Origin of the sequence: Streptomyces sp. NBC_01515, from assembly GCF_045040345.1 — a bacterium.
Taxonomy (GTDB): Bacteria; Actinomycetota; Actinomycetes; order Streptomycetales; family Streptomycetaceae; genus Streptomyces.
On record NZ_CP109416.1, the window covers coordinates 10,205,335 to 10,229,555 of the forward strand.

The 24,221-nt window shown below is 70.4% G+C and carries 21 protein-coding genes; 10 read left to right on the forward strand and 11 right to left on the reverse strand.

All coding sequences use genetic code 11. From position 1 onward, the window contains the following. Positions 1 to 220: 220 nt before the first annotated feature. Positions 221 to 1,120 (reverse strand): N-acetylglucosamine kinase, encoded by a 900-nt coding sequence (locus tag OG407_RS45135; protein WP_405866627.1) that lies wholly within the window; start codon positions 1,118 to 1,120, stop codon positions 221 to 223. Positions 1,121 to 1,404: 284 nt separating this feature from the next. On the opposite strand from OG407_RS45135, the gene OG407_RS45140 reads away from it, so the two are divergent. The 6 genes from OG407_RS45140 to OG407_RS45165 all read left to right on the forward strand — a co-directional run bounded on the left by OG407_RS45140 (position 1,405) and on the right by OG407_RS45165 (position 9,698). Then, complete coding sequence (locus OG407_RS45140; RefSeq protein WP_405866629.1) at positions 1,405 to 2,550, forward strand: ROK family protein; 1,146 nt, start codon at positions 1,405 to 1,407, stop codon at positions 2,548 to 2,550. A gap of 279 nt (positions 2,551 to 2,829) precedes the next feature. Beyond that, a complete protein-coding gene (locus tag OG407_RS45145) occupies positions 2,830 to 4,152 on the forward strand; it encodes an extracellular solute-binding protein (protein ID WP_403600073.1) in 1,323 nt (440 codons plus the stop codon). Between the two features lie 119 nt (positions 4,153 to 4,271). Beyond that, positions 4,272 to 5,186 carry a carbohydrate ABC transporter permease gene (locus OG407_RS45150; RefSeq protein WP_403600070.1) on the forward strand — a complete coding sequence of 305 codons (915 nt, stop codon included), beginning with the start codon at positions 4,272 to 4,274 and terminating at the stop codon, positions 5,184 to 5,186. Then, entirely contained in the window at positions 5,183 to 6,085 is a 903-nt protein-coding gene (locus tag OG407_RS45155; RefSeq protein ID WP_403600067.1) for a carbohydrate ABC transporter permease, read from the forward strand. The genes OG407_RS45150 and OG407_RS45155 overlap by 4 nt, the downstream gene beginning before the upstream one ends. Before the next feature lie 2 nt (positions 6,086 to 6,087). Next, complete coding sequence (locus tag OG407_RS45160; RefSeq protein WP_405866632.1) at positions 6,088 to 7,806, forward strand: hypothetical protein; 1,719 nt, start codon at positions 6,088 to 6,090, stop codon at positions 7,804 to 7,806. A 53-nt stretch (positions 7,807 to 7,859) separates the two neighbouring features. Continuing rightward, positions 7,860 to 9,698, forward strand: a complete 1,839-nt coding sequence (locus OG407_RS45165; protein ID WP_405866634.1) for a hypothetical protein — start codon at positions 7,860 to 7,862, stop codon at positions 9,696 to 9,698. 6 nt (positions 9,699 to 9,704) lie between these two features. Here OG407_RS45165 and OG407_RS45170 read toward each other — a convergent pair whose 3' ends face one another. After that, on the reverse strand, positions 9,705 to 10,385 hold the full coding sequence (locus tag OG407_RS45170) for a nucleoside/nucleotide kinase family protein (protein ID WP_405866636.1): 681 nt from the start codon (positions 10,383 to 10,385) through the stop codon (positions 9,705 to 9,707). Positions 10,386 to 10,499: 114 nt separating this feature from the next. On the opposite strand from OG407_RS45170, the gene OG407_RS45175 reads away from it, so the two are divergent. Then, entirely contained in the window at positions 10,500 to 10,895 is a 396-nt protein-coding gene (locus tag OG407_RS45175; protein ID WP_328675699.1) for an SgcJ/EcaC family oxidoreductase, read from the forward strand. A gap of 14 nt (positions 10,896 to 10,909) precedes the next feature. Here OG407_RS45175 and OG407_RS45180 read toward each other — a convergent pair whose 3' ends face one another. Continuing rightward, positions 10,910 to 11,785, reverse strand: coding sequence for an LLM class flavin-dependent oxidoreductase (locus tag OG407_RS45180; RefSeq protein ID WP_405866638.1), 876 nt, complete (start codon positions 11,783 to 11,785; stop codon positions 10,910 to 10,912). 202 nt (positions 11,786 to 11,987) lie between these two features. Between OG407_RS45180 and OG407_RS45185 the strand changes: the two genes are divergently transcribed. Both OG407_RS45185 and OG407_RS45190 read left to right on the forward strand, forming a co-directional pair. After that, the gene (locus tag OG407_RS45185; protein WP_405868930.1) at positions 11,988 to 12,572 is read left to right on the forward strand and encodes a TetR/AcrR family transcriptional regulator; all 585 of its coding nucleotides are present in this window, start codon (positions 11,988 to 11,990) and stop codon (positions 12,570 to 12,572) included. Between the two features lie 122 nt (positions 12,573 to 12,694). Continuing rightward, complete coding sequence (locus tag OG407_RS45190) at positions 12,695 to 14,341, forward strand: TauD/TfdA family dioxygenase (RefSeq protein WP_405866640.1); 1,647 nt, start codon at positions 12,695 to 12,697, stop codon at positions 14,339 to 14,341. 2 nt (positions 14,342 to 14,343) lie between these two features. Here OG407_RS45190 and OG407_RS45195 read toward each other — a convergent pair whose 3' ends face one another. Further along, complete coding sequence (locus tag OG407_RS45195) at positions 14,344 to 15,117, reverse strand: GntR family transcriptional regulator (RefSeq protein ID WP_405866642.1); 774 nt, start codon at positions 15,115 to 15,117, stop codon at positions 14,344 to 14,346. A gap of 29 nt (positions 15,118 to 15,146) precedes the next feature. Beyond that, complete coding sequence (locus OG407_RS45200) at positions 15,147 to 15,539, reverse strand: DUF5997 family protein (RefSeq protein WP_405866644.1); 393 nt, start codon at positions 15,537 to 15,539, stop codon at positions 15,147 to 15,149. A gap of 58 nt (positions 15,540 to 15,597) precedes the next feature. Here OG407_RS45200 and OG407_RS45205 point away from each other — a divergent pair, with 58 nt between their 5' ends. After that, positions 15,598 to 16,377 carry a LysR family transcriptional regulator substrate-binding protein gene (locus OG407_RS45205; RefSeq protein WP_405866646.1) on the forward strand — a complete coding sequence of 260 codons (780 nt, stop codon included), beginning with the start codon at positions 15,598 to 15,600 and terminating at the stop codon, positions 16,375 to 16,377. A 49-nt stretch (positions 16,378 to 16,426) separates the two neighbouring features. Here the strand turns inward: OG407_RS45205 and OG407_RS45210 are convergent, their stop codons facing one another. The 6 genes from OG407_RS45210 to OG407_RS45235 form a co-directional block, all read right to left on the reverse strand. After that, on the reverse strand, positions 16,427 to 16,810 hold the full coding sequence (locus OG407_RS45210) for a BlaI/MecI/CopY family transcriptional regulator (protein ID WP_327399257.1): 384 nt from the start codon (positions 16,808 to 16,810) through the stop codon (positions 16,427 to 16,429). Positions 16,811 to 16,948: 138 nt separating this feature from the next. Next, positions 16,949 to 18,718: an RICIN domain-containing protein gene (locus tag OG407_RS45215; protein ID WP_405866648.1), complete on the reverse strand. Its 1,770-nt coding sequence runs from the start codon at positions 18,716 to 18,718 to the stop codon at positions 16,949 to 16,951. Between the two features lie 141 nt (positions 18,719 to 18,859). Beyond that, positions 18,860 to 19,681, reverse strand: coding sequence for a carbohydrate ABC transporter permease (locus OG407_RS45220; RefSeq protein ID WP_405866650.1), 822 nt, complete (start codon positions 19,679 to 19,681; stop codon positions 18,860 to 18,862). Beyond that, a complete protein-coding gene (locus OG407_RS45225; RefSeq protein ID WP_405866652.1) occupies positions 19,678 to 20,661 on the reverse strand; it encodes a carbohydrate ABC transporter permease in 984 nt (327 codons plus the stop codon). Before OG407_RS45225 ends, OG407_RS45220 begins: the two co-directional genes overlap by 4 nt. Positions 20,662 to 20,751: 90 nt before the next feature. Beyond that, positions 20,752 to 21,999, reverse strand: a complete 1,248-nt coding sequence (locus tag OG407_RS45230) for an extracellular solute-binding protein (protein WP_405866654.1) — start codon at positions 21,997 to 21,999, stop codon at positions 20,752 to 20,754. A gap of 60 nt (positions 22,000 to 22,059) precedes the next feature. Further along, entirely contained in the window at positions 22,060 to 24,021 is a 1,962-nt protein-coding gene (locus tag OG407_RS45235) for a glycoside hydrolase family 127 protein (RefSeq protein ID WP_405866656.1), read from the reverse strand. Positions 24,022 to 24,221: the final 200 nt, after the last annotated feature.

Here is a 24,221-nt window from a genome sequence, read left to right on the forward strand (position 1 = left end):
GGGTGAGCCTCTCTTGAGTTCTACGGCCGATGAGGCCGGCGAGGTCGTGTGACCAGGGAGGGGATCGTGCGATCGGCTGTGGTGCGGGGTGCACCGTACGACGCGAGAAAGCGCATACGTCAACTGGTGCGTACGTGCGAAGATTCGCGGCGAGCCGTGTCCCGTCGGAGGGGGTTCGGCGTCCACGACATGACCCCCGGGTGAACGGGGGCCGTGCGGTTCACAGGATCGATCGGGCCAGTGCCACGGCGCCCTCGACGGGCGGCACCTGGATGGGCCACGGCCGCGCCCCCGGGACCCGCTCGGCGAGCGCGGCGGTGAGGGCGTCGTACAGGCGGGGCTGGGCGAGGACGGTGCCGCCCGAGACCACCACGTCGTCGACGGGGACGCCGCGTTCGGCGAGCCGTACGACGAGTGCGGCGAGGGACCGGCCGGCCTCCGCTATCACCCCGCGCGCGAGGAGCGAGCCTTCGTCGGCCGCGGTGAAGACGACACGGGCGTGCCGCCCCCAGTCGGCGGAGACGTCGGAAGCGCTTTCCAGAGCGGCCCCCAGCGCGGGCACTTCGGCCACCCCGAACGCCTCGACGAGTCCCAGGGCGAGTTCGTCCGGGGCCTCGCCGCGGTCGTGCGCGGCCCAGGCGGCGCGGGCCGCCTCGCGGACGAGACCGGCGGCGCCGCCCTCGTCGCCGAGTACCGCACCCCAGCCGCCCACTTGGAGCCGTCCGCCGTCGGCGAGCAGGCCCACGGCGACGGAACCTGTGCCGGCGACCAGGCCGACGCCCTTGTCCAACCCGGCGGCGGGGACGAGCAGTTCGGCGTCTCCCACGACCAGTGCGGGCACCTTGAGACGTTCCTCCAGCGCGGCACGGATCTCGGCGCACTGGCGGGGTGTCTCACAGGCGTGCCCGCCCACGGCGACCGCGGACGGGCGCGTGCGGGCGGGCAGGGCGTCATGAACGAGCGCGGTCAGCCAGTCGGCGGCGGCCACGGTGTCGTGCGGCCGCCAGCCGCTGCTCGCACGGATGTGGTCGGCGACGACATCCGGGCCCGCGCACGCGCGCAGATGTGTCTTGGTGCCACCCACGTCGATGCCGACCACGAGGGGCGTGAAGTCCTGCACGGAACCTCTTTCGTCGTTGCGCAGTGCTGCGACGGTTGGGCGAACCGTGTCCGGGGGAACGGCAGTTCAAGCACTAGGGAAGCCCCGGGACGGGCTTCTGACGGACCACGGCAGGCGAGTACCGTGACGTTCGTTAGGAAGTTAACTAACGAAGTACAGTGCGTCAAGAGTCATCGCGAACTCGGTCACAGGGACCGTTGTCCGGGCCCGCGTGACGTCAGGACATCCCATCGCCGCATCCCACGGACACCCGCCGGGAACGCGGCCTGTGAACTGGGGGAAGTGTGGAACACGTCGTGGCGCGGGCGGCCCGGCTGACCGAGAGCGCGAGCGCGGTGTTCGAGGTGCTGGCGAGAGCCGGCAGCGCGACCCGGCCGCAGCTCGCCGGCCTGGCCCGCCTGTCCAAGCCGACGGTGTCCTCCGCCGTCGTGGAGCTGGAGAACGTCGGGCTCGCCGCCCACTCCGGCACCGCCTCCGGCGGCACGGGACGCAACGCCGCCGTCTACCGCCTCGGCCCGGCCGCCGGCGCCGTACTCGCCGTCGACCTCGGCCCCGCCCTCACCCGGGTGCGTGGCTGCGCCCTCGACGGCACCCTGCTGGCCGAGGCCACCGGCTCCCGGGAGGACGCCGCCGCCGCCGTGCGCGAGGCCCTCGGCGCGCTGCCCGCGGACACTCCGCTGCGCACCGTCGTCGTCGCCGTCGGTGATGTCGCCGCGCGGGACCGGGCGGGCGCCGGGATGCGCCCCGCGACCGCCAAGGCGGGCCCGGTGTTCGACGCCATGACGGTCGCCCTGCCGCTGGGCGTGCCGGTCCATCTGGAGAACAACGTCAACTGCGCCGCCCTCGCCGAACTGCACGAGGGTGCCGCCCGGGGCCGCACCACCTTCGGCTATCTGCGGATCGGCGTCGGTATCGGCCTCGGCATCGTCGTCGGCGGCCATGTGCTGCGCGGCGCGAACGGCGCGGCCGGTGAGCTCGCCCGGCTGCCCTACCCGTGGGACGACGCCGTGGAGCCGCGCCGTGAGGCCCTGGAGGAGTACGTGGGCGCCCGCTCGCTGCTGCGCCGGGCGGCGGCCGCCTGGCCGGACACCGGCGAGCCGTGCCCCGGCAGCGCGGACCGGCTCTTCGCCCTCGCCCGGCAGGGACACGACACGGCGAGCGCACTGGTCGGCCGGCACGCCGCCGACGTGGGCAGACTGGCCGCCGCCGTGGCCGCCGTACTGGACCCGGGACTGATCGTCCTCGGGGGCAGCACGGGCACGGACCCGCAGCTCCTGCCCGGTGTGCGGACCGAGCTGGGGCGGCTGAGCTGGCCCACCGAGGTGGTCAGCAGCACGGTCGGTGATCTCGGCACCGTGGTGGGCGCGGCCCGGCTCGCGGTCGCCAGAGGAGTCCAAACCGTGACCGATGGTGCGGGGGCGAAGGATTGACGGCCTCCGACTTGGTCTGCCAATGTCCGGACAAGCGCTTTCTAAGTCGGCCGGGACGCCGACTTGGGGTGAGCCTTCTCAGCCCGTACGTGACGTACGGCAACCGCACGAGGGTGTGCTTGTGCGGTGACGGCCATGACGGCCGGGGATCTCGCCCCGCGTGGACGACGCGGCCGGGCGAGGCCGCGCCCCCGGAAAGCGACCTTTCCTGCAAAATGCACCCGTGCCGCATCGGTCGGCGCCGTGCTCCGTCTCCTACGACGAAAAAAGGGATCGAAGATGACCACTGTGGGTGTGCGGCGCTCCAGCCGACTCGGCCGCGGCGGCATGCGCCGCCTGGTTCCCCTCGCTGCCGCGACCGCGGCAGGAGCCCTGTTGCTCTCCGCCTGTGGGTCGGGGTCCGGCTCCGGCGGTAACGCCAAGTCACTGACGTTCTGGATCTCCACGGTTCCGGGACAGGACGCGGGCTGGAAGAAGCTGGTCGCGCAGTACAAGAAGGAAACCGGCGTCAAGGTCAAGCTCGTCAACATCCCCTACGACGGGTACACGACGAAGCTGCACAACGCCGCGCAGGCGAACTCCCTGCCCGACGTGGCGGACGTGCCCGCGCTGGACCCGATCTGGTCGAGCAAGCTGATCGACCTCAAGTCCATCGCGAACAACAAGAGCTACAACATCAACTCGAACTTCCTCGCGAAGGACTCGTCCGGGAAGGTGCTGGCGATCCCCTCGGACGTCACCGCGTCCGGCCTGTTCATCAACAAGTCGCTGTTCGAGAAGGCCGGCGTAGCCGTCCCGGCCTCGCCGTCGAAGACCTGGACCTGGACCGAGTTCATCGCGGCGGCCAACAAGGTCCGCGAGAAGACCGGCGCCAAGTACTCCCTGACCTTCGACCAGTCGCCGTCCCGGCTGCGCGCCATGGTGTACGAGATGGGCGGGAAGTACGTCCACGCGGACTCCTCCGGCAAGTTCTCGGCCGACGCCGCGACCAAGAAGGCCGTGGAGTACTTCGTCGGACTGAACGACGACAAGGTCATGCCGAAGTCGGTGTGGACCAGCGGCGCCGACCCGTCCGCCATGTTCCAGAGCGGTGACGTGGTCGCCTACTGGTCCGGCGTGTGGCAGGTTCCCGCCTTCGCGACGAGCATCAAGAAGTTCGACTGGGCGAGCGTCCCGACCCCCGCCCAGCCGGTACAGGCCAGTGACGTCAACAGCGGCGGCATGATGGTCGGCTTCAACAACAACGGCGCCGCGGCCACCGCCGCGCAGAAGTTCATGTCCTGGGTGTACGAGCCGAAGAACTACACCGAGCTGGTCGAGACCTCCGGGTTCCTCCCGGTCGAGAGCGGTCTGACCCCGAAGTACCCCTTCAAGTCCGCGGCGGCGCAGGCGGCGTTCAAGCTCTACAACGAGGAGATCCCGCTCTACGCCCCGATCTCGGGCTACTTCAACAACGCGCAGACGAACTGGGTGCTGAAGGGCAAGAGCCTCACCGAGGACCCGACCAAGACGGAACTCGGCAAGGCGATCAACGGCCAGCAGTCGGCCGACAAGGCCCTGCAGAACATCGTGGACGGCTACAACACGGCGGTCGGCGGCTGATCGTGGGCCGACGGGCCGGGCGGCGGGGTCCCCGCCGCCCCGCCCCGGTCGCCCACGTGATGCCGGGCTCATGACGTGAGCCCACAGCGATCCATTCCACCAGCACGGAAGTCAGGAAGATGACAAAAAGCGCCGCGGACGTGTCCGTGAGGCCGCCCAGGAAACGACGTAGCACCTACACACTCGCGCCGCTCGTCCTCATCGCGGCCAATGTCGTGCTCTTCGCGCTGTTCTTCGTGTGGCCGGCGGTGATCGGGCTCGTCTACTCGTTCACGAACTACACCGGTGTGGGGGCGTTCCAGTTCATCGGGCTGGACAACTACCAGAACCTGTTCGGGGACTCCACCTTCTACGACGCGCTGTTCCGGACGCTGCTGTACGCCGTGCTCGTCGTCCCGCTGAACTTCGTGCTCGCGCTGTTCATCGCCAACCTGGTGGTGAGCAAGCAGGCCAAGGGCGCGTCGGTCGCCCGTGTCGTCTTCTTCATCCCGTGGCTCATCTCGCCCATCGTCGTGGGTGTCCTGTGGCGGTGGCTGTTCGGTGAGAACTTCGGACTGATCAACTACGTCATCGAGAAGCTCGGCGGAAGCGCCGTTCCGTGGCAGTCGAACGCCGACCTGTCGCTGGGCGTCGTAGTGATGGCGGGCGCCTGGTGGGGAACGGCCTTCTCGATGCTGCTGTTCATCGCGGCGATCAAGAACGTGCCGGTGTCCTACTACGAGGCGGCCTCGCTCGACGGCGCGGGACCCTGGCGCCAGTTCGTCAGCATCACCCTGCCGAGCATCGCGCCCACCTCCTTCATCGTCATCCTGCTCAACACGATCAACGCGATGAAGGAATACCCGCTCTTCGTCTCCCTCAACAACGGCGGACCGGGCACCTCGAACAACCTGCTTGTCCAGTACATCTATCAGACCGGCTTCAACCGGGGCCAGATCGGCTACGCGAGCGCCGCGTCGTTCGTGCTGATGCTCATCCTGATGGCCGTCGCGATCATCCAGCTGATCGTCAACCGGCGGGTGGAGAACCGATGACAACCACAGACACGCCGCGTCCGGCCGGCGCCGACTCCGTGCGGGCCCGTTCCAAGAGGCAGCGACGCAACGAGCGCGACGGTGGGCTTCGGCGCGCGGTACCCGCGACGACACTGCTGTGGATCCTGGCGGCCCTCTACGGGCTGCCGGTCGCGTGGTTCGTCCTCAGCTCCTTCAAGCCGGCGGGAGACCTGTTCTCCCTTCCGCTGACGGTGCTTCCGCACAACCCCACCGTGTCGGGCTACAAGGCGGCGTGGGACAGCGCCAACTTCTCCCAGTACTTCATCAACACGGCCATCGTGTGCGTGATCACGACGATCCTCACGGTGGGCGTCAGCTGCTGCACCGGGTACGCGCTGGCCAAGTACAACAACAGGTGGCTGAAGTTCTTCTTCCTCTGCATCCTGGCCACCACGATGCTGCCGTCGGAGGTCATGCTCGCCCCGGAGTTCCTGGTCGTCCGCAACCTGGGCCTCTACAACTCGTTCGCCGGCATCATCCTCCCGGCCGTGCTCACCGCGACCGGCTGCTTCATGTTCCGCCAGTTCTTCCTGACGGTCCCCGACGAACTCGTCGAGGCCGCGCGCATCGACGGCGCCCGTGAACTGTCGATCTTCCTGCGGATCATGGTGCCGATCTCCCGGCCCATCATGCTGACCCTCGCGATCCTGTCCTTCCAGTGGCGCTGGAACGACTACATCTGGCCGCTGCTGATGCTGAACGACCCCAACAAGTTCACCGTGCAGATCGGCATCCAGAGCCTCGTCGGCGCGCAGAACATCAACTGGTCGGTGCTGCTCGGCGGTTCGGTCATCTCCATGATCCCGCTGATCATCATCTTCCTGGTGTTCCAGCGTTACGTCATGAGCGCCGACATCAACGCCGGACTGAAGGACTGACCTTGCGCACCCCGCTCGACCACGAGTTCGTCCGCGCGGCGGCCCGCGCCGCCGACCGGTCGGCCGCCCCGCTGGCGGCCGGCCCCGACGCGGAACCCGCCGGTGTGGCGCACCGTGGTCTGGCGCGCCGGGTCAAGACCCTGATCGCGGCCTACCGTTCCCCGGACTCGGCACTGCACGGCAGCGGGCAGGCCGTCGCCGCCGCCATGACCCACCTCCGCGCCCTGCGGGCCACGCAGACCGCCACCGGCCTCTTCGCCGGCGGCGACAACGTGCAGTCACCGCCGGACTCCGCGTTCACCATGAACGACGTGTGCGACGCGCACGTCCTGGCCGCGGGCGCGGGGCCGGAACTGAGCGAGGTCACGGCCGCGCTCGCCGACATCGCCGGCGCCGCCACCGCCGGCCTCCTGACCGGCGGGGTCCACACCCCGAACCACCGCTGGGAACTGTCCGCTGCGCTGGCCCGGCTGCACCGCTCGTTCCCCGACGGCCGGCTGCTCGACCGCGTCGAGCAGTGGCTCGCCGAGGGAGTCGACATCGACGCGGAGGGCCTGTACTCGGAGCGCAGCGCCAACTACGCGGCCCACGTGTCCAACCCGTCGCTCCTGCTCCTGGCCGACGTCCTGGACCGCCCCGACCTGCGGGACGCCGTCGAACGCAACCTCACCGCGACCCTGGACCTCATCCGACCGGACGGCACGGTGGAAACCGTCCTCTCGCGCCGGCAGGACCAGAACGGCCCGTTCCCGCTGGCGCCCTACCTGCCGCACTACCGGCTCCTCGCGATCCGCACCGGCCGCGGCGACTTCAGCCGAGCGGCACACCGGGCAGCGGCCGACGGCATCGACGACCCCGACCTCCTCGCCGAGACCATCCTCACCCCCGACCTCTGCCGCGAACTCCCGACCCCGACACCGGAACCCCTGCCCCGCGCCCGCTACATCCCCACGGCCCGCCTCGCCTCCCGCGCCTCCACCACCGCACACAGCGTCGTCTACGGCGGCTCGGACGTGCCCGCGTTCCGGCGCATCCGCTCGGGCCTCGCCTGCAACCCCACCTTCCTGCGCCTGTTCGCCGGTGACGCCGTCCTCGACGCGGTCCGCCTCGCGCAGGGCTTCTTCGACCTGGGCCCGTTCCGCGCCGCCGCCATGGAGCAGCTCGCCGACAACCGGTACCGGCTCACCGAGACCCTCTCGGCCGCCTACTACCAACCGCTCCCATCGGACCTACGACGGGACGACGCCGCCTACTACATGGCGGACGAGGGACGCTTCTCCGCCGCGATGGCCTTCCCGGACCGGCCCCAGGACGAGGTCTCCCGGACGACCCGCGTCGACGTGGAGCTGCGCGAGGACGGCGCCGACCTGCGGATCGACATCAGCGGACCACGAGTGCCCTGGGCCCTCGAACTGACCTTCCGCCCAGGGGGTGTTACCGAGGGCGCCGTACCGCTCGACGACGGACGCTGGTGCCTGACGACAGGGCCGCTGACCTACCGCGTCGGCGACGACGAGATCCGCGTAGAGGTGGACGTCGAGGCGGGCGAACCCCTCGCCGGCCCGGACCGCAGCGACGTACTACGGTACGACCCGGGCCAGGACTACACCGTGGTCGGCGGCACCGACGCGACGACCGGGAACCGCGTCTACCTCGGTGGAAACGGCCCCCAGACCCTGAGCGTCACCCTGCGCGCCGGCCGCCCCGCACCCGCCCGCTGACCCCGACGACCCACGCCATGGCCACCTCAGGCATGAAGGGCTGATCCACCGCGATGCAACTCCCTCACCAGCGCGGCCCGTTGCACGACCTCCCCGACACCCCGGAGGCCTACGACGCGGTCCTCGCCGACGTCGTCGAGCAGGCCCTGCGACGCATCACACCGGACGGCAACCTCGAACACCCCGACTGCTACGACGACATCGGGGACACGTCGCTCGGGATGACGTCCCTGCTGGCCCTCGCATGGCAGCGCGGCAAGGACCCGCGACTGCCGGAGGCGGTACGGCACAGCCTCGCCTTCCACCTCCGGGAACGCGTCTACACCGAGGACAACCCCGGCTACCCGAACCTGAAGGTCCGCAACTCCGGCTTCCCGTACGCCCGTTACGTCCTGGAAGCGGGCGCGCACCCCATCGGCGACTGGCCGAGCACGGCGTGGGCGCTGCTCCAGGCGGTCAACATCCTCGACGCGACGGACGGCCTCGTCGACGACGAACAGCGCACCGCACTGGTCGAGTTGGCCCACGGGTACTGGCGCCGGCTCACCGAGGCGACCTTCTTCAACCCGCAGGAAGCCGGCAACCAGGCCATCGGCTGCGTCGTCGGCGGCCTGATGCTGGCCCGCCATCTCCCGCCGGAAGAAGGGGAGTCGGTCCGCACGCGCGCACTCCGTGTGTACGGCGACGAGATCCGCGCCCACCGCGTGAGCGACCGCGGCGCCCTCCTCCCGCCCGAGCACGGCGGCGCGTACGACAACAACTACGGCCCGATCTCCCTGTCGTTCCTCGCGCAGGCCCACATCGTCAGCGGCGAGGAAGTCTTCGCCGAGGACGGGGAGGCGCTGGCCCGCTACATCGACGCCCGCCTCACCAACGGCGGCTTCGACAACGGCGGCCCGCGCTACAGCGAGCAGCACTCCGGCTTCGAATCGGTCCTCGGCCTGCGCTACTTCGGCAGCCGTATCGGCTCCGACATCGGCCGCTACCGGGGCGACAGCCGCTGGGGCCGGCACGCGGCCAAGCCGGACGGGGGAGTGGACGGGCACTTCGCGTGGATGCTGGTCTGGCAGATCCAGGACAGCACTCGCTGGCACCGCACACCATCCACGACGCCCGCCCGGCACCAACTCCGGTCGGGAACCGTCTCGGTGGCCTTCGACAGCAGGATGACCCCGTCACTCGTCGAGGCGGACGGCACGTACTACCTGCCCGCGGCCGTGAACCGGCAGCACGGTTTCGGCCCGGTGCTCGACGGCTTCCTGCTGTGCCGCCCGATGGGCGAGGTACGGGTCCGCGACCTCCAAGTCGACGGACTCACAGCCAAGTTGGTCACCAAGCCGGTCGTCGGCCGCGACCACGTTCTGCGGCACATCCGCTCCCTGTACGTCACCGACGGCACGCGTCTCTGGATGACGGTGGCCCTCGAACGCCTCGACGGAGCACCGTACTTGCTGGCCGGGCTGCCCTACGCGGCGGACGACGGGGACCGGGTGCGCAGGACGGCGGAGGGTGACGTCACCTCGGCGGGCACCCTGCACCTCACCCACCCGACCGGCCAGGGCGCCGACCACTTCGACGCCCGCTCCGAACTCACCCAGGAACAGGCGGCGTTCGCCCTCGCCGCCGACCCGCGCGGCTACGGCAACCCCGACGAGGGCTGGCGCCACCTGATCAGCTCCACGGCACTGGAGGCCGACCCGGCACCGGGCGCGCCGGAGAACCTGCACGTGTTCGCCGTACGGTACGGCCCGGGAGCAGGGGAATTCGCTCCCGCCTTCGAGACCGGCGAGGACGGTCTGACTCTGACCGTCCGCACGGAGGCGTTCACCGCGGTGATCGGTGACCCGGCGGGCGATGCCGACGCCGAGCCGGAGCTGACCCTGCTGGTCTGAGGGTCCTCAACTGCCTGCCCGCGCCGCCGAGTTCCGCTCCGGCGCGGGCAGTGCACCGACCGGCACGACCAGGTCCGCCAGGTCCCGGGTCGCCGCCACCAGGTCCGCGTTGCGCTGATCGGTGCCCGACACCCAGGCCACTGCCGTCTCGTGGTCCTTGCCGAATTCCTCGTGCCGGCCGACGAGTCGGCGGACGCGCTCGTCCTCGTCGACCTCACAGAACCACACCTCGTCCAGGCACGGTCGTACCCGCGCCCATGAACCCGCCTGCAACAGAAGGTAGTTGCCCTCCGTCACCACCAGCCGGGCGGTGGGCAGTACCGGGATCGCACCGGCGATGGGCTGCTCCAGCACCCGCTCGAAGCCCGGTGCGTACACGATCTCGTCGGTCTCCTCGCGCAACCGCCGAAGCAGCGCCGCGTAACCGGCCGCGTCGAAGGTGTCGGGCGCGCCCTTGCGGGCGCGGCGGCCGAGGCGGTCCAGTTCGACGTCGGCGAGGTGGAAGCCGTCCATGGGGACGTGCGCGACCCACGGTTCCGCGCCGCTCCCGTTCAGCGTGTGCACCAGGTGCTCGGCGAGGGTCGTCTTGCCCGCGCCGGGGCTGCCGGCGATACCGAGGACGGCACGTCGGCCGGGGACGGCGAGGGCGGCGGCACGGGTGAGGAGGTCGTCGAAAGTCAGCGGCACACGGAGAGTGTGCCATCCGTCTCGGTTGTCCGGCCGGGGCGATGATGTGCGGAAGATCGGGGAGTCGAGCCAACAGAGAGACCATGGAGTGGGGGACAGGAACAGGAGCCGTCCATGACCGACGACACGACACAGATCCGCACCCTCATCACCGGCTGGGCGGAGGCCGTCCACCGCGGTGACCTCGACCGTGTCATGGCGGACCACACCGAGGACCTCGTCATGTACGACGTCCCGCCGCCCCACGCGGGCATCCACGGCCTCGCCGCGTACCGCGCCACCTGGCCGCCGTTCTTCGAGTGGCAGGCCCAGGGCGCCTGCTTCGACATCGACTCCCTCGACATCACGGCCGGCACGGACGTCGCCTACGCCCATGCCCTGCTCCGGTGCGGCACCCCCGAGGAGTTCGCCGAACACCCCACCCTGCGGCTGCGGCTCACCTTCGGCCTGCGCAAGGAGCGGGGCCGGTGGCTGGTCGCGCACGAACACCACTCGTTCCCGCACGACTGACGGGGGAAGGGCGCTCAGGAGGCCTTGCCGATCACCTCGTCGGCGACCCAGTGCGCGACGTCGGCGGGGTAGGGCGCGGACAGTCCGAGGACGATGTGCTGGAAGCCCGCGTCGAGCGCCTCGCGGATCGCGGCACGGGTGGCCTCGGGACGGTCGTAGGAGACGGAGAGGTGGATGGAGCGGGTGATCGTGGCGGGGTCGCGGTCGATGTCGGCGCAGTAGCGGTCGAGGAGTGCGCCGCGGTTGATGACGTCCTCGATGTCTCCGCCGGGGATGTTCCACAGGTCGGCGTGCTCGGCGACCACGCGCAGGGTCGCGGCCGAGCGGCCGCCGATGAGGATCGGCGGGTGCGGGCGCTGGACGGGCTTGGGGCTGCCGAACGCTCCGGTGAGGTGGTGGTGGGTGCCGTGGAAGTCGAACGGTTTCTCCTCGGTCCACAGCCGCCGGATCACCGTGCAGGCCTCGCCGAGGCTGGCCACGGCGTGCGCGGAGTCGTGGAAGGGGAGGCCGTGCGCCTCGTACTCCCGCCGGGCCAGGGGATGGCTGGGCCGTGAGCCGACGCCGATGCCGAAGTCCAGCCGACCGCCGGAGACGATGTCGACGGTCGTGGCGATCTTCGCCAGCATCGCGGGCGGCCGGAAGCGGTTGCTCGTCACCATCACGCCGAGCCGCAGGCGCCGGGTCTGCGCGGCGAGGGCGGAGAGCAGGGTCCAGCCCTCGAAGGCCGGGCCGTCCGGGTCGCCGCCGATCGGCATGAGGTGGTCGAACAGCCAGGCGTGCTCGATCTCCGGGACGGTGTCCGCCTCGCGCCAGACGCGGAGGAGGTCGGGGTAGCCGACCTGCATGGGGGCGGTCATGATTCCGAAGCTGGGGCGGGATGTGTGGGGCATGGTGCCGTCCGTTCTTCTGCACCGCGTGGTGGCAGGCGTGGCTCGGGCGTCGCTTGGTCGTCCGGCCTCGGCTCTGGCATCATGGGCAAGCGGAACCTTGTTCCGGAAACGATACGGAACGCGGTTCCGGTTTGGCAAGTCGTGAAGGTGGAGGAGTTGCGCGGTGAGTGAGAACGGTGCGGATGCGGGGCACGCGGCCAAGCTGGACGGGCAGGCCGAGAAGGCGGGCGGCCAGTCCAAGCGGGCCGACGCCCGGCGCAACAAGGAGACCCTCCTCGACGCCGCCGCCAAGGTCTTCGTCGCGTCCGGTGTCGACGCTCCCGTGCGGGACATCGCGCGCGAAGCCGGCGTCGGACTCGGCACGATCTACCGGCACTTCCCGACGCGCGCGGATCTCGTCATCGCCGTCTACCGCCACCAGGTCGAGGCCTGCGCCGAAGCGGGTCCCGCATTGCTGGCGAGTGGTGTCACGCCGTATGCCGCGCTGCGGGAGTGGATCAATCTCTTCGTCGACTTTCTGGTCACCAAGCACGGACTCGCCGCCGTACTGCGGTCCGACACCGCTGGTTTCGAGGCCTTGCACGGCTACTTCCTGGAGCGCCTGCTGCCCGTGTGTGCCGAGCTGTTCGACGCGGCGGCGGCTGCCGGTGAGATCCGTTCCGACCTGACCGCCTACGAGATCATGCGCGGCGTCGGCAACCTCTGCGTCGGGGCGGAGGGCGACGACCGCTACGACGCGCTCCGCCTGGTCGACGTCTTCGTCTCGGGCATGCGACTGCCCCGCTGACCGGGTTGCCGCCGTCTCGTTCATGCGCGGGTAGCCGGCACGTCATCTGTTGCTCATCCCGTACTGAGACGTTCCCTCTGTTGGAAAAGTTGGCTATACAACTTTGAGAGGGAGTGATGGTCATGTCACCGTCCGTAGAAGGCCTCATAGGAGACCTGCCGCTCACCTGGCTGCGGGACAACTGTCCCTGCCCCCGGTGCCGCGACCCGCGCAACGGGCAGAAGCTGTTCCAGATCACCGAACTGCCCACCGGCCTGGCGCTGGACGTCGTGCGGCGGACCGCCGACGGTGTCGAGGTCGACTGGGCGCCCGACGGGCACCGGTCCGCGTACTCCGCGCAGTGGCTGACCGCCAACCGGCCCGACGACGGGGGCGGTTCAGGGGACCGGCGAGGTGAGAACGGCAAGACCCTGTGGGTCGCCGCCGATCTGAACGGCCGTCTCCCCGAGGCGAGTTGGGCGGAGTACCTGGGCGATCCCGCGGTCAAGGCGCGGGTGCTGGAATCGGTTCTCGGGCTCGGGTTCGCGTTGCTGCGCGATGTGCCGTGCCGCGAGGGGCAGGTGCTGGAGGTCGCGGAGACCTTCGGGTACGTCCGTGAGACCAACTACGGGCGGCTCTTCGACGTACGGGTCGAACCGGACCCCAACAACCTCGCCTTCACCGGCGCCCGGATCACCCCGCACACCGACAACCCGTACCGCGACCCGGTACCCACCCTCCAACTCCTGCACTGCCTGTCCAACGCGGCGGTCGGCGGTGACTCCGGACTGGTGGACGGGTTCCAGGCCGCCGCGCTGCTGCGTGCCGAGAACCCGGAGGCGTTCGCCGTACTGACGCGCACCCCCGTGCCGTTCCAATTCAGCGATGCGCAGACCGAGTTGGCCGCCGACCGGCCGCTGATCGACGTGGACGGCCGGGGCCGGATCCGCGAGGTGCGCTTCAACAACCGTTCCATCGGCACCCTGTTGCTGCCCGCCGCCGAACTGGAGGCCTTCTACCGGGCCTACCGCACCTTCGCCGAGATCACCCTGCGCCCCGAACTCCAGCTGGAATTCCGGCTGTTGCCCGGAGACTGCCTGATCTTCGACAACGTCCGGCTGCTGCACGCGCGGACGGCCTTCGAGGAGAGCGGCGCCCGTCACCTCCAGGGCGCCTACGCCGACATCGACGCGCTGGCCGGCACGTTGGCGGTCCTGCGTCGCGAACGGGCCGTAGCGTGCGCGGAGTTCGTGGACGAGCTGGCCGAACTCTTCGCGGGCGAGGGTGCCGGCGCCTATCTGGGGGAGGAGGTCACGATGGCGCAGCACATGCTCCAGGCGGCGGCGCGTGCCGAGGAGGCGGGTGCGCCCGACGCACTGGTCGCCGCCGCGCTGCTGCACGACCTCGGGCACTTCCACGGGCCGGTCAGCGGTGCGGAGTTGATGGAGGGCACCGACAACAGGCACAGCCACACCGGGGCGGACCGGCTGGCCGAGTGGTTCGGTCCCGAGGTCACCGAGCCGATCCGGCTGCACGTGGCGGCCAAGCGGTATCTGTGCGCGGTCGAACCGGGCTACTTCGGCCGACTCTCCCAGGCCTCGGTGTACACGCTGGAGGTGCAGGGTGGTCCGATGTCTCCGGATGAGGTCTCCGCGTACGAGGCGAATCCCTACGCGGCCGACGGGGTCGCGGTGCGCCGCTGGGACGACGAGGGCAAGGACCCCGAGGCGCCGACCCCGGACTTCGGGCACTTCCGGCCGCTGCTCACGGCCTTGCTGCGGAGCACCTGAGGTCAGGCGTCGTCGGCCGGGCGGCGGGCCAGTGAGCCGGAGGCGGCCGAGCTGTGCACGGTGAACGCCACGGTCTCGGGAAGGTACCGGTCCTCGGACCATTCGACCGGTGTGCCCGCCGGGTCGGTACTGCACCGGCGTTCGCGCAGCAGCGGGTCGCCGGGTTGGCAGCCGAGCAGCCGGGCGTCCTCCTCGTCGGCCCGGCACAGGTCGATGGTGTGCTGGGCGTCCGCGATCAGCACGCCCGACTCCTCCAGGGCCACGGTGTGCGACACGGTGTCGGGCGGCAGCTCGGCGATCAACTCGCCCACGGCGGACGGGTATACGGTCCGCTCGATCATCACGGGTCGTCCCGAGAGGGTGCGCAGCCGCCGTACCTCGTAGATCTCCGCCCCTGCGGGCAGGCGCAGTTGGTCCCGCTCGGCCGCGTCGGCGGGGCGGGTCTGCACGGTGACGGTCCGGCCGCCGGGTTCTTCGCCGGTCGAGCGGGCCCAGCGGGTGAAGCTGAGGAGTTCGCCGAAGCTCTGCGGGCGGGGCGAGCCGATCACGACCCGGCGGGTGCCGCGCCGTGAGGCGATCAGGCCCTCGGTGCGCAGGAGGGCCATCGCCTGGCGGACCGTGCCCCGGGAGACGCCGTACCGCTCGGCGAGTTCGCCCTCGGCGGGCAGCCGTCCGCCGGAGCCGTAGCGGCCCTCGCCGATCTCGCGGCCGAGGTCGGCCGCGACCTTGCGGTACATCGCCGGGGGTCTTCCCGTGCCGGTCGGGCCGTCCGTCACCGTGCGCGTCTCCCTGGGTACCGAGGCCGTCAGTCGTTGTCGGAGTTCTCGGCGTCCTTCTTGTTCTTGATCCGCTCGGCTTCCTTGCGGACCTCGGCCTGCGTGGCGCGCTCCTTCTCCAGCCACTCGGGGCCGTCCTTCTTCAGCGCCTCGATCTGCTCGGTGGTGAGGGGCTCGGTGACCCCGCCGCGGGCGAGACCGGCGATGGAGACGCCGAGCCTGGCCGCGACGACCGGGCGCGGGTGCGGGCCGTTGGCGCGCAGCTCGCGCAGCCACTCGGGTGGGTTGGCCTGCAGCTCGTTCAGCTCGGCGCGGGAGACCTCGGCCTTCTGGAACTCGGCGGGGGTGGCCTCTAGGTACACACCCAGCTTCTTCGCCGCCGTGGCGGGCTTCATGGTCTGGGCGGTCTGGTGCGACTTCATACCGTCAAGAGTATCGACCGCGTTCGAGACCTCCGACCACGGCGGGTAACCTTGCGGGGTGACAGGCTCGGAAGCATCCCCCACGTTCCGGCTCGCGTACGTCCCCGGGGTGACGCCCGCCAAGTGGGTGCGGATCTGGAACGAGCGCCTGCCCGACGTCTCCCTCGTCCTCGTACCGGTCCCGGCCGCCGAGGTGTCCGACGTGCTGCGGCGCGGCGAGGCCGACGCCGGACTCGTACGGCTGCCGGTCGACCGTGAGGTCTTCAGCGCGATCGCCCTCTACACCGAGGCGACCGTGGTCGTGGCCCCGAAGGACCATGTCGTGACGGCGGCCGAAGAGGTGTCCCTCGACGAACTCGCCGACGAGGTGGTCCTCCACCCGCTCGACGACGTCCTCGACTGGGAACAGCCGCCGGGGGAGCCCGCGTTCGAGCGTCCCGCGACCACCGAGGACGCCGTCGAACACGTGGCGTCCGGCATCGGCATCCTCTACGTCCCCCAGTCCCTGGCCCGCCTGCACCACCGCAAGGACCTCACCTACCGGACCGTCGTCGACGCCCCCCAGTCGGACGTCGCCCTGTCCTGGCCCGAGGACGCGACCACCGAACTGGTCGAGGACTTCATCGGCATCGTCCGTGGCCGCACGGTCAACAGCACGCGGGGCCGCACTCCGACGCCCCCTCAGCCGAAGACGAAGGCGAAGCGCACCGAAACCCCAGCGCGCCGCAAGCCGGCCGCCGGAAAGGCGACCGGCAGGACCGGAAATACCGGCAAGAACCCTCGCGGCTCCTCCGGCGGCACCAAGGGAACCAAGCGCGGCAAGCCCCGCGGACGCTGACGGCCGACGGGCTCCGCTCAGGCCGCCGACCGTGCCTCGCCGAGCCGCCTCACCCTGCGCCCCCGGCCAGGAGATCGCGCAGGGCCCTCTCCTCCTCGGGGCTCAGTCCGCTCACGAACTGCTGGAGCGCGCCGATCGGATCCGGACCCCGGTCGAGCGCCTCGTGCATCGCCTCGGCGGTCAGCTCGGCCGCGTTCTTCGCCGGCCGGTACGCACCGCGCCGCCCGTCCGCGTCGCGCAGGACGAGCCCCTTGTCGTAGAGCCGCTTGAGGATCGTGTGCACGGTGTTGTAGGCGAGAGGCCCGTCGATTCCGGCCTGGATCTCGGCCGGTGTCAGGGGGCGGTCGGTCGCCCACAGCGAGGCGAGGACCTCGCTCTCCAGCTCACCGGCGCTGCGCCGCGCCGCCCGGACCTGCGGGTCTCTGCCAGCCATGGCGCTCACCTTACAGCCTGTAGGGCGTAACGTGCCTGGCGTTGGCGCTCTGACCAGGCTCTTCGGCGATATGTGCCGGTTGGTGAGGCCTTCCCGCGTTGGCCGTGGACGACCAACGCGGGACCCTTGGCGGTTGCCTCAGCGTGAGGTGAGTTTCCACAGGTGGTCGGCGGTCCCGTTGTCGGACCATTGCAGGACCTGGGCGCCGGAGGTGGTGCTCATCTGGTCGACGCCGAGGAGGAGGCCGCTGTTGTAGTTGGCGATCTTGGCGTAGCCGTCGCGGGCCGGGATGATCTGCCAGAGGTGGTCGGCGGTGCCGTTGTCGCCCCAGATCAGGGCGGTGCCGCCGTTGCCGGTGCCCGCGCTGGTGATGCCGAGGAGCAGGCCGCTCTTCTGGTTGACGATCTTGTAGAGGCCCTGGCCCGCGGCCACGAGGGTCCAGTTCTGGTCGGTGCCGGTGGTGGACGTGGCCTGGACGACCGAAGTTCCTTGTGCGGTGGCCGCGTTGAGGGTGTCCAGGGCGAGGCCGCTGTTCTTGTTGGTGATCTGGTAGCGACCCGCCAGGGATGTCGAGGTGCCGCTGGGGGTGATCGTCAGGTGGTAGCCGTCGGCGGCGTTCATCGTGACCGGCACGGTGATCGAGCCGTTCGAGACGGCGTAGTCCGCGTCGGAGACGGTGATCGGACCCGGGGAGGCGGTGGTGCGGCCCGTGTCGGGGCTGTACTCCAGCTTGACGTGGACCGTGCTGCCGTAGGCCGACAGGGACGAGAGCCCGTTGACCGTGACGGCGCACGAGCCCGTGCAGCCGCCGGCGATGACGCTGATCTGGTTGCCCGCGCCGTTGAGGGAGGCGAGACCGTCGATGCCGGTCTGCGCGGGCGGTGTGGTGGTGAGCATGTTCCCGGACATGTCGCCGTACCACTTGTACGTCCAGTAGGAGCCGTTGGGCGAGCCGCCGGTGTCGGTCAGGGTGTCGCCGAGGGTGCCGTAGTGGTTCCAGAAGGCCAGCTCGGCGTCGCGGACGCCCGTGCGCTCGAACTTGGCGGCGTAGCCGATGAGGGCGCCGGAGTCGCCCATCTCGGTGGGCGTGCCGTACTCCTCGATGGCGATCGGGCGCGGGCTGATGCCGAGGCTGCTCTCCAGCGAGCGGTAGGCCGCGACGTGGGCGGCGATGCCGGAGCTGCCCTGGAGCTCGTGCCAGGCGATGACGTCGGGGACCGTACCGCTGGCCTTGGCGTCGGTGAGGAACGTGGTCATCCAGGACTGGTTCCACGCCGAGTAGCTCGGACCCTGGATCGGGGTGGTGGTGTCCTTGGTGCGGACCTCCTTGAACGTACGGGCCCAACCGGCGTCGAAAGCGCCCGCGTTGGTGGTGTCCCAGGTCCAGTCCGGCTCGTTCCACAGCTCGTACGCGCCGATGTTGGTGGCGCCGGAGGACTTCACCGCGGCTACCTGTTGGTCGACCGCCGAGAGCCAGTTGCTCCAACTCACCCACTGGTAGGGGAAGTTCGGATACCAGTCCGGCATCCGTACGACGACCTTCGCCCCCGCGGCCGCGGCCTTCGGGGCGACGACCAGGGCGTCACCCGCGGGCGCGGGCTCTCCGTTGGGGAGTTGGCTGCCGCCGGGCGCCATCTGGACGAACGTGTTGGGCTTCAGAGCCTGTACGAGGCTGTTGCTGGGGGTGCTCGCACTGGCGAGGCCGTAGAGGCTGCCGGTGCCGACGTGGGTGACGGACCGCAGGGTCTGCGCGGCGTTGACGACCAAGGTGGTGGCCGACGTGGGGGTGGCCTGGGCGGGGGTGCCCGTCAGGGCGACGGCGGTGGCGGCCAGGGCGGTGGCCATGACGGTGGCGCCGACGCGGCCGAGGGGCGCTCTGGAGCGGTGGCGGTGGCTCAGGTATGACATCAGCGGCTCTCCTGAGGAAGGGGGGACTTGCCAAGTGCGGTGCGGGGAGTTGCGATGCGGTGCGGAGGCGGCTCGGGGAGGCATCGGCGGTCCGCGGCCCCGCCCGATCGGTGGTCCCGAGGCGGTGGCCGGCATCGTGGATCAGTCCTTGACCGCACCGGCGGTCACGCCCGCGGCCACATAGCGCTGGGCGAGGACGAGGAGGACGGCCGCCGGGATCGACGCGACGACGGCCGTGGCCATGATCGCGTTCCACTCCTGGTTGTTGTTGCCGATGTACTTGTAGATGCCGAGGGTGATCGGCCGCCAAGTGCCGCCACCGTCAAGGGTGTTGGCGAAGACGAAGTCGGACCAGGCCCACAGGAAGCTGAAGAGCGACACGGTGACCACCGCGTTGCGGCTGACCGGCAGCACGACGGACCGGAAGGTGCGCCAGGTGCCGGCGCCGTCGATACGGGCCGCGGAGATGAGTTCGCCCGGGATGCCCGACATGAAGGCCGTGAAGATCATCACGCCGAACGGCACGGCGATGGTGGAGTCCGCGACGATCAGCCCCCACCAGGAGTTGAGCAGGCCGAGGTCGAGGAAGATGCCGTAGAAGCCCATCGCCATGACGATGCCGGGGATCATCTGGGCGACTAGCAGGGCGAGTCCGAGGGATCCGCCGCCCAGTGGGCGCAGTCTGGCCAGGGCGAAGCCGGCCGGGGCGGCGAGGACCAGGGTGAGGGCGACCGTGCCCAGGCCGATGAGAAGGCTGGTGCCGAGGTAGGGCAACTGGTCGTTCAGGACGGCCCGGTAGCCCTCGAAGGTGGGGTGCAGGGGCAGCAGGTCGGGCGGGGTCCTGCGCATGTCCTGCTGCGGGGTGAGGGACACGTTGATCATCCAGTACACCGGGAACAGCATCAGCGCGGTCAGCAGGACGCCGATGACGGTGTAACGGCGCTTTCCCGTACGGGACTTCACGCTTCCTGCCTCCTCTGGACGCGGATGTACAGCAGGCCGAAGACGAGCGCGATGAGGATGAGGATGTTGCCGACGGCGGCGCCGGGGCCGAACTTCGGCAGCAGCGTGCCGAAGCCGAGCTGGTACGACCAGGTCGCGAGGGTGGACGACGCGTCGCCCGGACCTCCCTTGGTCATGATCCAGATCAGGTCGAACACCTTGAGCGTGTAGACGAGTCCGAGGAGCAGGGTGATCGCCGACACCGGACGCAGGAGCGGGAAGGTGATCCGCCGGAACTGCTGCCAGGCGCCGGCCCCGTCCAGGGACGCGGCCTCGTACAGCTCGGCGGGGATGTTCTGGAGACCGCTGTAGAGGATGACGAGGTTGAACGGGATGCCGATCCAGATGTTCGCGATGACGACCGAAGTCAGCGCCCAGTCGGGAGAGTTGAGCCAGTCCACCGGGGACACGCCCACGAAGTGCAGGGCGTAGTTGATGACACCGGACTCGCTGTTGAACATCCACGACCAGGTCGACGCCGACACGATCAGCGGCAGCAGCCAGGGGATCAGGAACAGGGCACGCAGGGTTCCGGCGAGCCGGAAGTGCCGGTTGAAGAAGACCGCGAGGGCGAGCCCGGCCACGTACTGGAACGCGATCGACGCGAAGGTGAAGACCAGGGTGTGGCGCATCGCCGGGCCGAACGTGGGGTCGTCCAGGACGGTCCTGAAGTTGTCGAGGCCGGAGAAGGGCGCGTCCCCCCGCACGAACGACCGGACGGTGTAGTCGCGCAGGCTCAGGTCGAGGTTGCGGTAGAGCGGATAGAGGTAGAAGGCGGCGAGGTAGACGAGCAGCGGGGCGATGAAGGCCAGCGCGGTGAGCCGGCTCCTACGACGCTGTCGGCGCCGCAGGTCCGACGCGTCCGTCCGTTGTCCGGTGCCGGTCGCCCCGGACCCGGCCGGGGACCGCTGCGCGCGGCGGTCGACGCGGGCGATGGTCATGGGTACTCCTGGATGCGGGTGGCGTGTCCGGGCCGGCGGCGGTGTCCCGGCGGTGGCGAGGCGGTCTCCGGAGAAGCGCGGCGGCCGGTGTCAGCCCTTGCTCGCGGCCGTCTGGGCGGCGTCGAGGGCCGCCTGCGGGCTCTTGCCGCCCGACAGGGCGTTCTGCACGGCGGTCCACAACGGCTGGGAGATCGTCGGGTACTTGGTGCCCAGACCGCCGCTGGTACGGCCGCGCGCCGCGGCCACCGCGCCGACCCACGGCTTCAACTCGGGGTTCTGCTTCACCTGTTGGGCCTGCACCTGAGCGGTGGGCGCCACGTACGTCAGGGTCGTGTCGGTGGTCAGCAGGTTCGTCGGGTTCGTCAGACAGGTGACGATCTTCTTGCTGACGTCGTAGCGGGAGGTGTCCTTCTGCACCGGGACGGTGACGAACTCGCCGCCGGTCGGCACCGGCGCCGAACCGCCGTTCTGCGCGGGGATGTTGAGGACGCCGTAGGCGAAGCCGGCCTTGTCCGCGTTGCCGAGCTGCCAGGTGCCGTTCTCGCTGAACGCGTAGTCGCCGGTGGCGAACTCCTGCCAGCTGGTGGTCTGGGTGTTCTGCAGCACGTCCTTCGGCGCGTATCCGCCGTCGACCCACTGCTTCCACAGCGACAGCGCGGCGACGCCCTTGTCCGAGTCGAGCTTGGTGAGGTCGCCGCCCGCGCCCCAGAACCACGGCAGGAACTGGAAGCTGCCCTCCTCCGTGTTGATCGCGGAGAAGGTGATCCCTTTCTTCCCGGCCGACTTGACCTTCTTCAGCGCCGCCGTGAGCGAGGCCCAGTCCTTGACGGACGCGGGGTCGACGTGGGCCGCGGTCAGGATCTTCTTGTTGTAGTAGAGCGCGAGGGTGTTGGCGCCGATCGGCACTCCGTAGGAGGCGTTGTCGATGACGCCCGCGCCGAGGATGTTCTTCTGGATCGACGACGTGTCGAGGCCGAGGTCGCTCGTCTTGTTGAGGATCCCCGCCTCCACGAGCGTGGAGACGACCGGGTTGTCCACCAGCATCACGTCGGGCGCGTTGCCCTGCTGGGCGGCGAGCAGCGCCTTGTTGCCCAGGTCCGTGGTGTCCATGCTGGTGCGCTTGACCTTGACCCCGGCGTCCGTCCCGCACTTGGTGACGAGCTTGCCCCACGCCGAGGAGGCGTCGAACTGCGGGTACGGGTCCCAGAAGTTGTACGTCCCGCCGGCCTTCCCGGAACCGGACGCGGAGGAGTCGGAACCGCCCCCGCAGGCGGCGACCGAGGTGAGCGCGCCGACGGCGGCTATGGCGGTGAGGAGGGTGCGGCGGGTGTTTCTCACGGTGACCTCGTTGTCTTGGTGCGGCTCGTAGGAGGGAGTCAGGGGGTGGGTGCGGAGGGCTCAGGAGGTGGGCAGCCAGACGCGCATCGCGCCGTCCTGCCGGTTGGCCCACGCGTAGTAGGGGATCGCGGTGAGCTCGACCAGGTCGCCGGTCGGTGCGGCGTCGGGTGCCGGGGCCCGGTACGGCCACCAACTCCCGTCGTCCGCAAGGCGCCTGCGGTACCCGGCCGCGACGACGGTGGTGACCCCGCCGAGCAGATCCGGGCGGTGCTTCACGGCGAGCGGGCGGGTGGGGTCGAGGACGATGTCGTCCAGACCGCCGCCGGGGACGTCCACTTGCTCCAGGCAGTACACGAGCGGCCCGCGCTCGATCGCCGCACAGCCGCGCACGGCGTCCACCCGCGGGTCGGCGCCGGTCAGCCGGGGTTCGAGCACCAGCTCCAGGACGACCGAGTCGCCCCGCGCCCAGGTCCGTTCGAGGCGCAGCCACCCGTCCTCGACCGGCGCGTCCGTCTGGTCGTACGACAACTCCCCGACGCGCACCCGGAATTCACGGCACCACTGCGGGACGCGCAGGGACAGGGTCCACGGCCGGTCGGGGGTGTCCTCGACGGTGAGGGCGATCGTGCCGTGCCAGGGGTAGTCGGTCTCGGCGCGGACGGACATCCCGCCGTAGGAGTAGTGGCCGGTGGTGAACTGGTGGATCTGCAGGCCCTGTTCGTCACCGGACGCGAGATAGTGCTCCAGCGAGGCCAGCAGCCGCATCACGTTCGGCGGGCAGCAGGCGCAGCGGAACCAGCGGGTGCGGCGGGCCGACTGGTCGCCGCCGGGGTCGGTGTGGCCGTCGCGGACCTGGAGCGGGTTGACGTACAGCCAGCGCTCGCCGTCCAGGGAGACTCCGGCCAGGAAGCCGTTGTACAGGGTGCGTTCGATCAGGTCGGAGTAGCGGGCCTCGCCGGTGAGCAGGGCCATGCGCCAGCTCCACTGGACGGACGCGATGGCGGCGCAGGTCTCGCAGTAGGCACGCTCGTTGGGGAGTTCGTACGGGTCGCCGAAGTCCTCCTCGTCGTGGTGCGCGCCGAGACCGCCGGTGAGGTGGGTCTTGGTCGTGGTCATCGCCCGCCACAACCGCTCGCCCGCGGCCCGGAGTTCGGCGTCCCCGGTCTCGGTCGCCAGATCGGCTGCGGCGGCCAGCAGGTACAACTGCCGTACGGCGTGGCCCTCCACGGTGTCCGCCTCGCGTAGCGGCACCCGGTCCTGGCAGTACGCCTCGCCGCCCAGCAGGCCGTGGCCGAAACGGTCGACGAAGTAACCGGCCAGATCGAGGTAGCGGCGCTCGCCGGTCTCCCGGTACAGCTCGACCAGGGCGGTCTCGACCTCGGGGTGGCCGTCGATGCCGTCGATCTCCTTGCCGCTGCCGGGCAGGCCGAACACGGAGTCGATGTGGTCGGCGAACTTGCGGGCCACGTCCAGGAGTTGAGGTCGGCCGGTGGCCCGGTGGTGGGCGACGGCGGCCTGGATGAGATGGCCGGCGCAGTACAACTCGTGGCCCCAGCGCAGGTCCTTGTAGCGCTCGCCCCCCTTGAGCAGCTGGAACCACGTGTTCAGGTAGCCGTCGGGCCGCTGCGCGTCGGCGACCAGGGCGACGATCCGGTCGACCTCCAACTCCAGCTCGGCGTCGGGCTGTTGGGCGAGCTGCCAGGAGGCGGCCTCCAGCCACTTGTAGACGTCGGTGTCCACGAACGGGTACGCGCCCCGGAACTCGCCCTCGATCGCGCCCGCCGCCAGCCGCAGGTTGTGCAGATTCCCCGCCGACTCCAGCAGTTCCGGACCCTGCGGGAGCGATACACGTGCGTTCACCTCGCGGCGGGTGCTCCAGAAGCCGGCGCGCACCTCGACCGCGGCGGGCGCGAGTGCGGCCTTGGCGCCCGGCCCGGGGCGGACCGGGCCGGTGGACGTGCCTGCCTGTTCGGACGGGGCCGGGGTCGAGGAGGAAAGCGCGGTGGAACGTGGGCGGGGCATGGCTCTCCGGAGAGGTAGGTGGGGAACAAGACGGGGACCCGACGCGCGAAGTGCGTCAGGGCGTCCCTGAGGTCGGACGGGCGTGGCTCCGTCTCTCGAACCCGCTTAGGAAAACGTTTTTCTGCCGGGAAAGGTAGGAACGGGAGCGAGTGCGCGTCAAGAGGTCTGCGCAAAGAATCTCTTCGCCTGGTCGGGGCTGG

Bases quoted from the DNA above. Each gene is read 5' to 3' on its own strand.
- OG407_RS45145 (WP_403600073.1), top strand. From the start codon at position 2,830: ATGACCACTGTGGGTGTGCGGCGCTCCAGCCGACTCGGCCGCGGCGGC.
- OG407_RS45150 (WP_403600070.1), top strand. From the start codon at position 4,272: ATGACAAAAAGCGCCGCGGACGTGTCCGTGAGGCCGCCCAGGAAACGA.
- OG407_RS45155 (WP_403600067.1), top strand. From the start codon at position 5,183: ATGACAACCACAGACACGCCGCGTCCGGCCGGCGCCGACTCCGTGCGG.
- OG407_RS45165 (WP_405866634.1), top strand. From the start codon at position 7,860: ATGCAACTCCCTCACCAGCGCGGCCCGTTGCACGACCTCCCCGACACC.
- OG407_RS45175 (WP_328675699.1), top strand. From the start codon at position 10,500: ATGACCGACGACACGACACAGATCCGCACCCTCATCACCGGCTGGGCG.
- OG407_RS45180 (WP_405866638.1), bottom strand. From the start codon at position 11,785: ATGCCCCACACATCCCGCCCCAGCTTCGGAATCATGACCGCCCCCATG.
- OG407_RS45190 (WP_405866640.1), top strand. From the start codon at position 12,695: ATGTCACCGTCCGTAGAAGGCCTCATAGGAGACCTGCCGCTCACCTGG.
- OG407_RS45200 (WP_405866644.1), bottom strand. From the start codon at position 15,539: ATGAAGTCGCACCAGACCGCCCAGACCATGAAGCCCGCCACGGCGGCG.
- OG407_RS45210 (WP_327399257.1), bottom strand. From the start codon at position 16,810: ATGGCTGGCAGAGACCCGCAGGTCCGGGCGGCGCGGCGCAGCGCCGGT.
- OG407_RS45215 (WP_405866648.1), bottom strand. From the start codon at position 18,718: ATGTCATACCTGAGCCACCGCCACCGCTCCAGAGCGCCCCTCGGCCGC.
- OG407_RS45225 (WP_405866652.1), bottom strand. From the start codon at position 20,661: ATGACCATCGCCCGCGTCGACCGCCGCGCGCAGCGGTCCCCGGCCGGG.
- OG407_RS45235 (WP_405866656.1), bottom strand. From the start codon at position 24,021: ATGCCCCGCCCACGTTCCACCGCGCTTTCCTCCTCGACCCCGGCCCCG.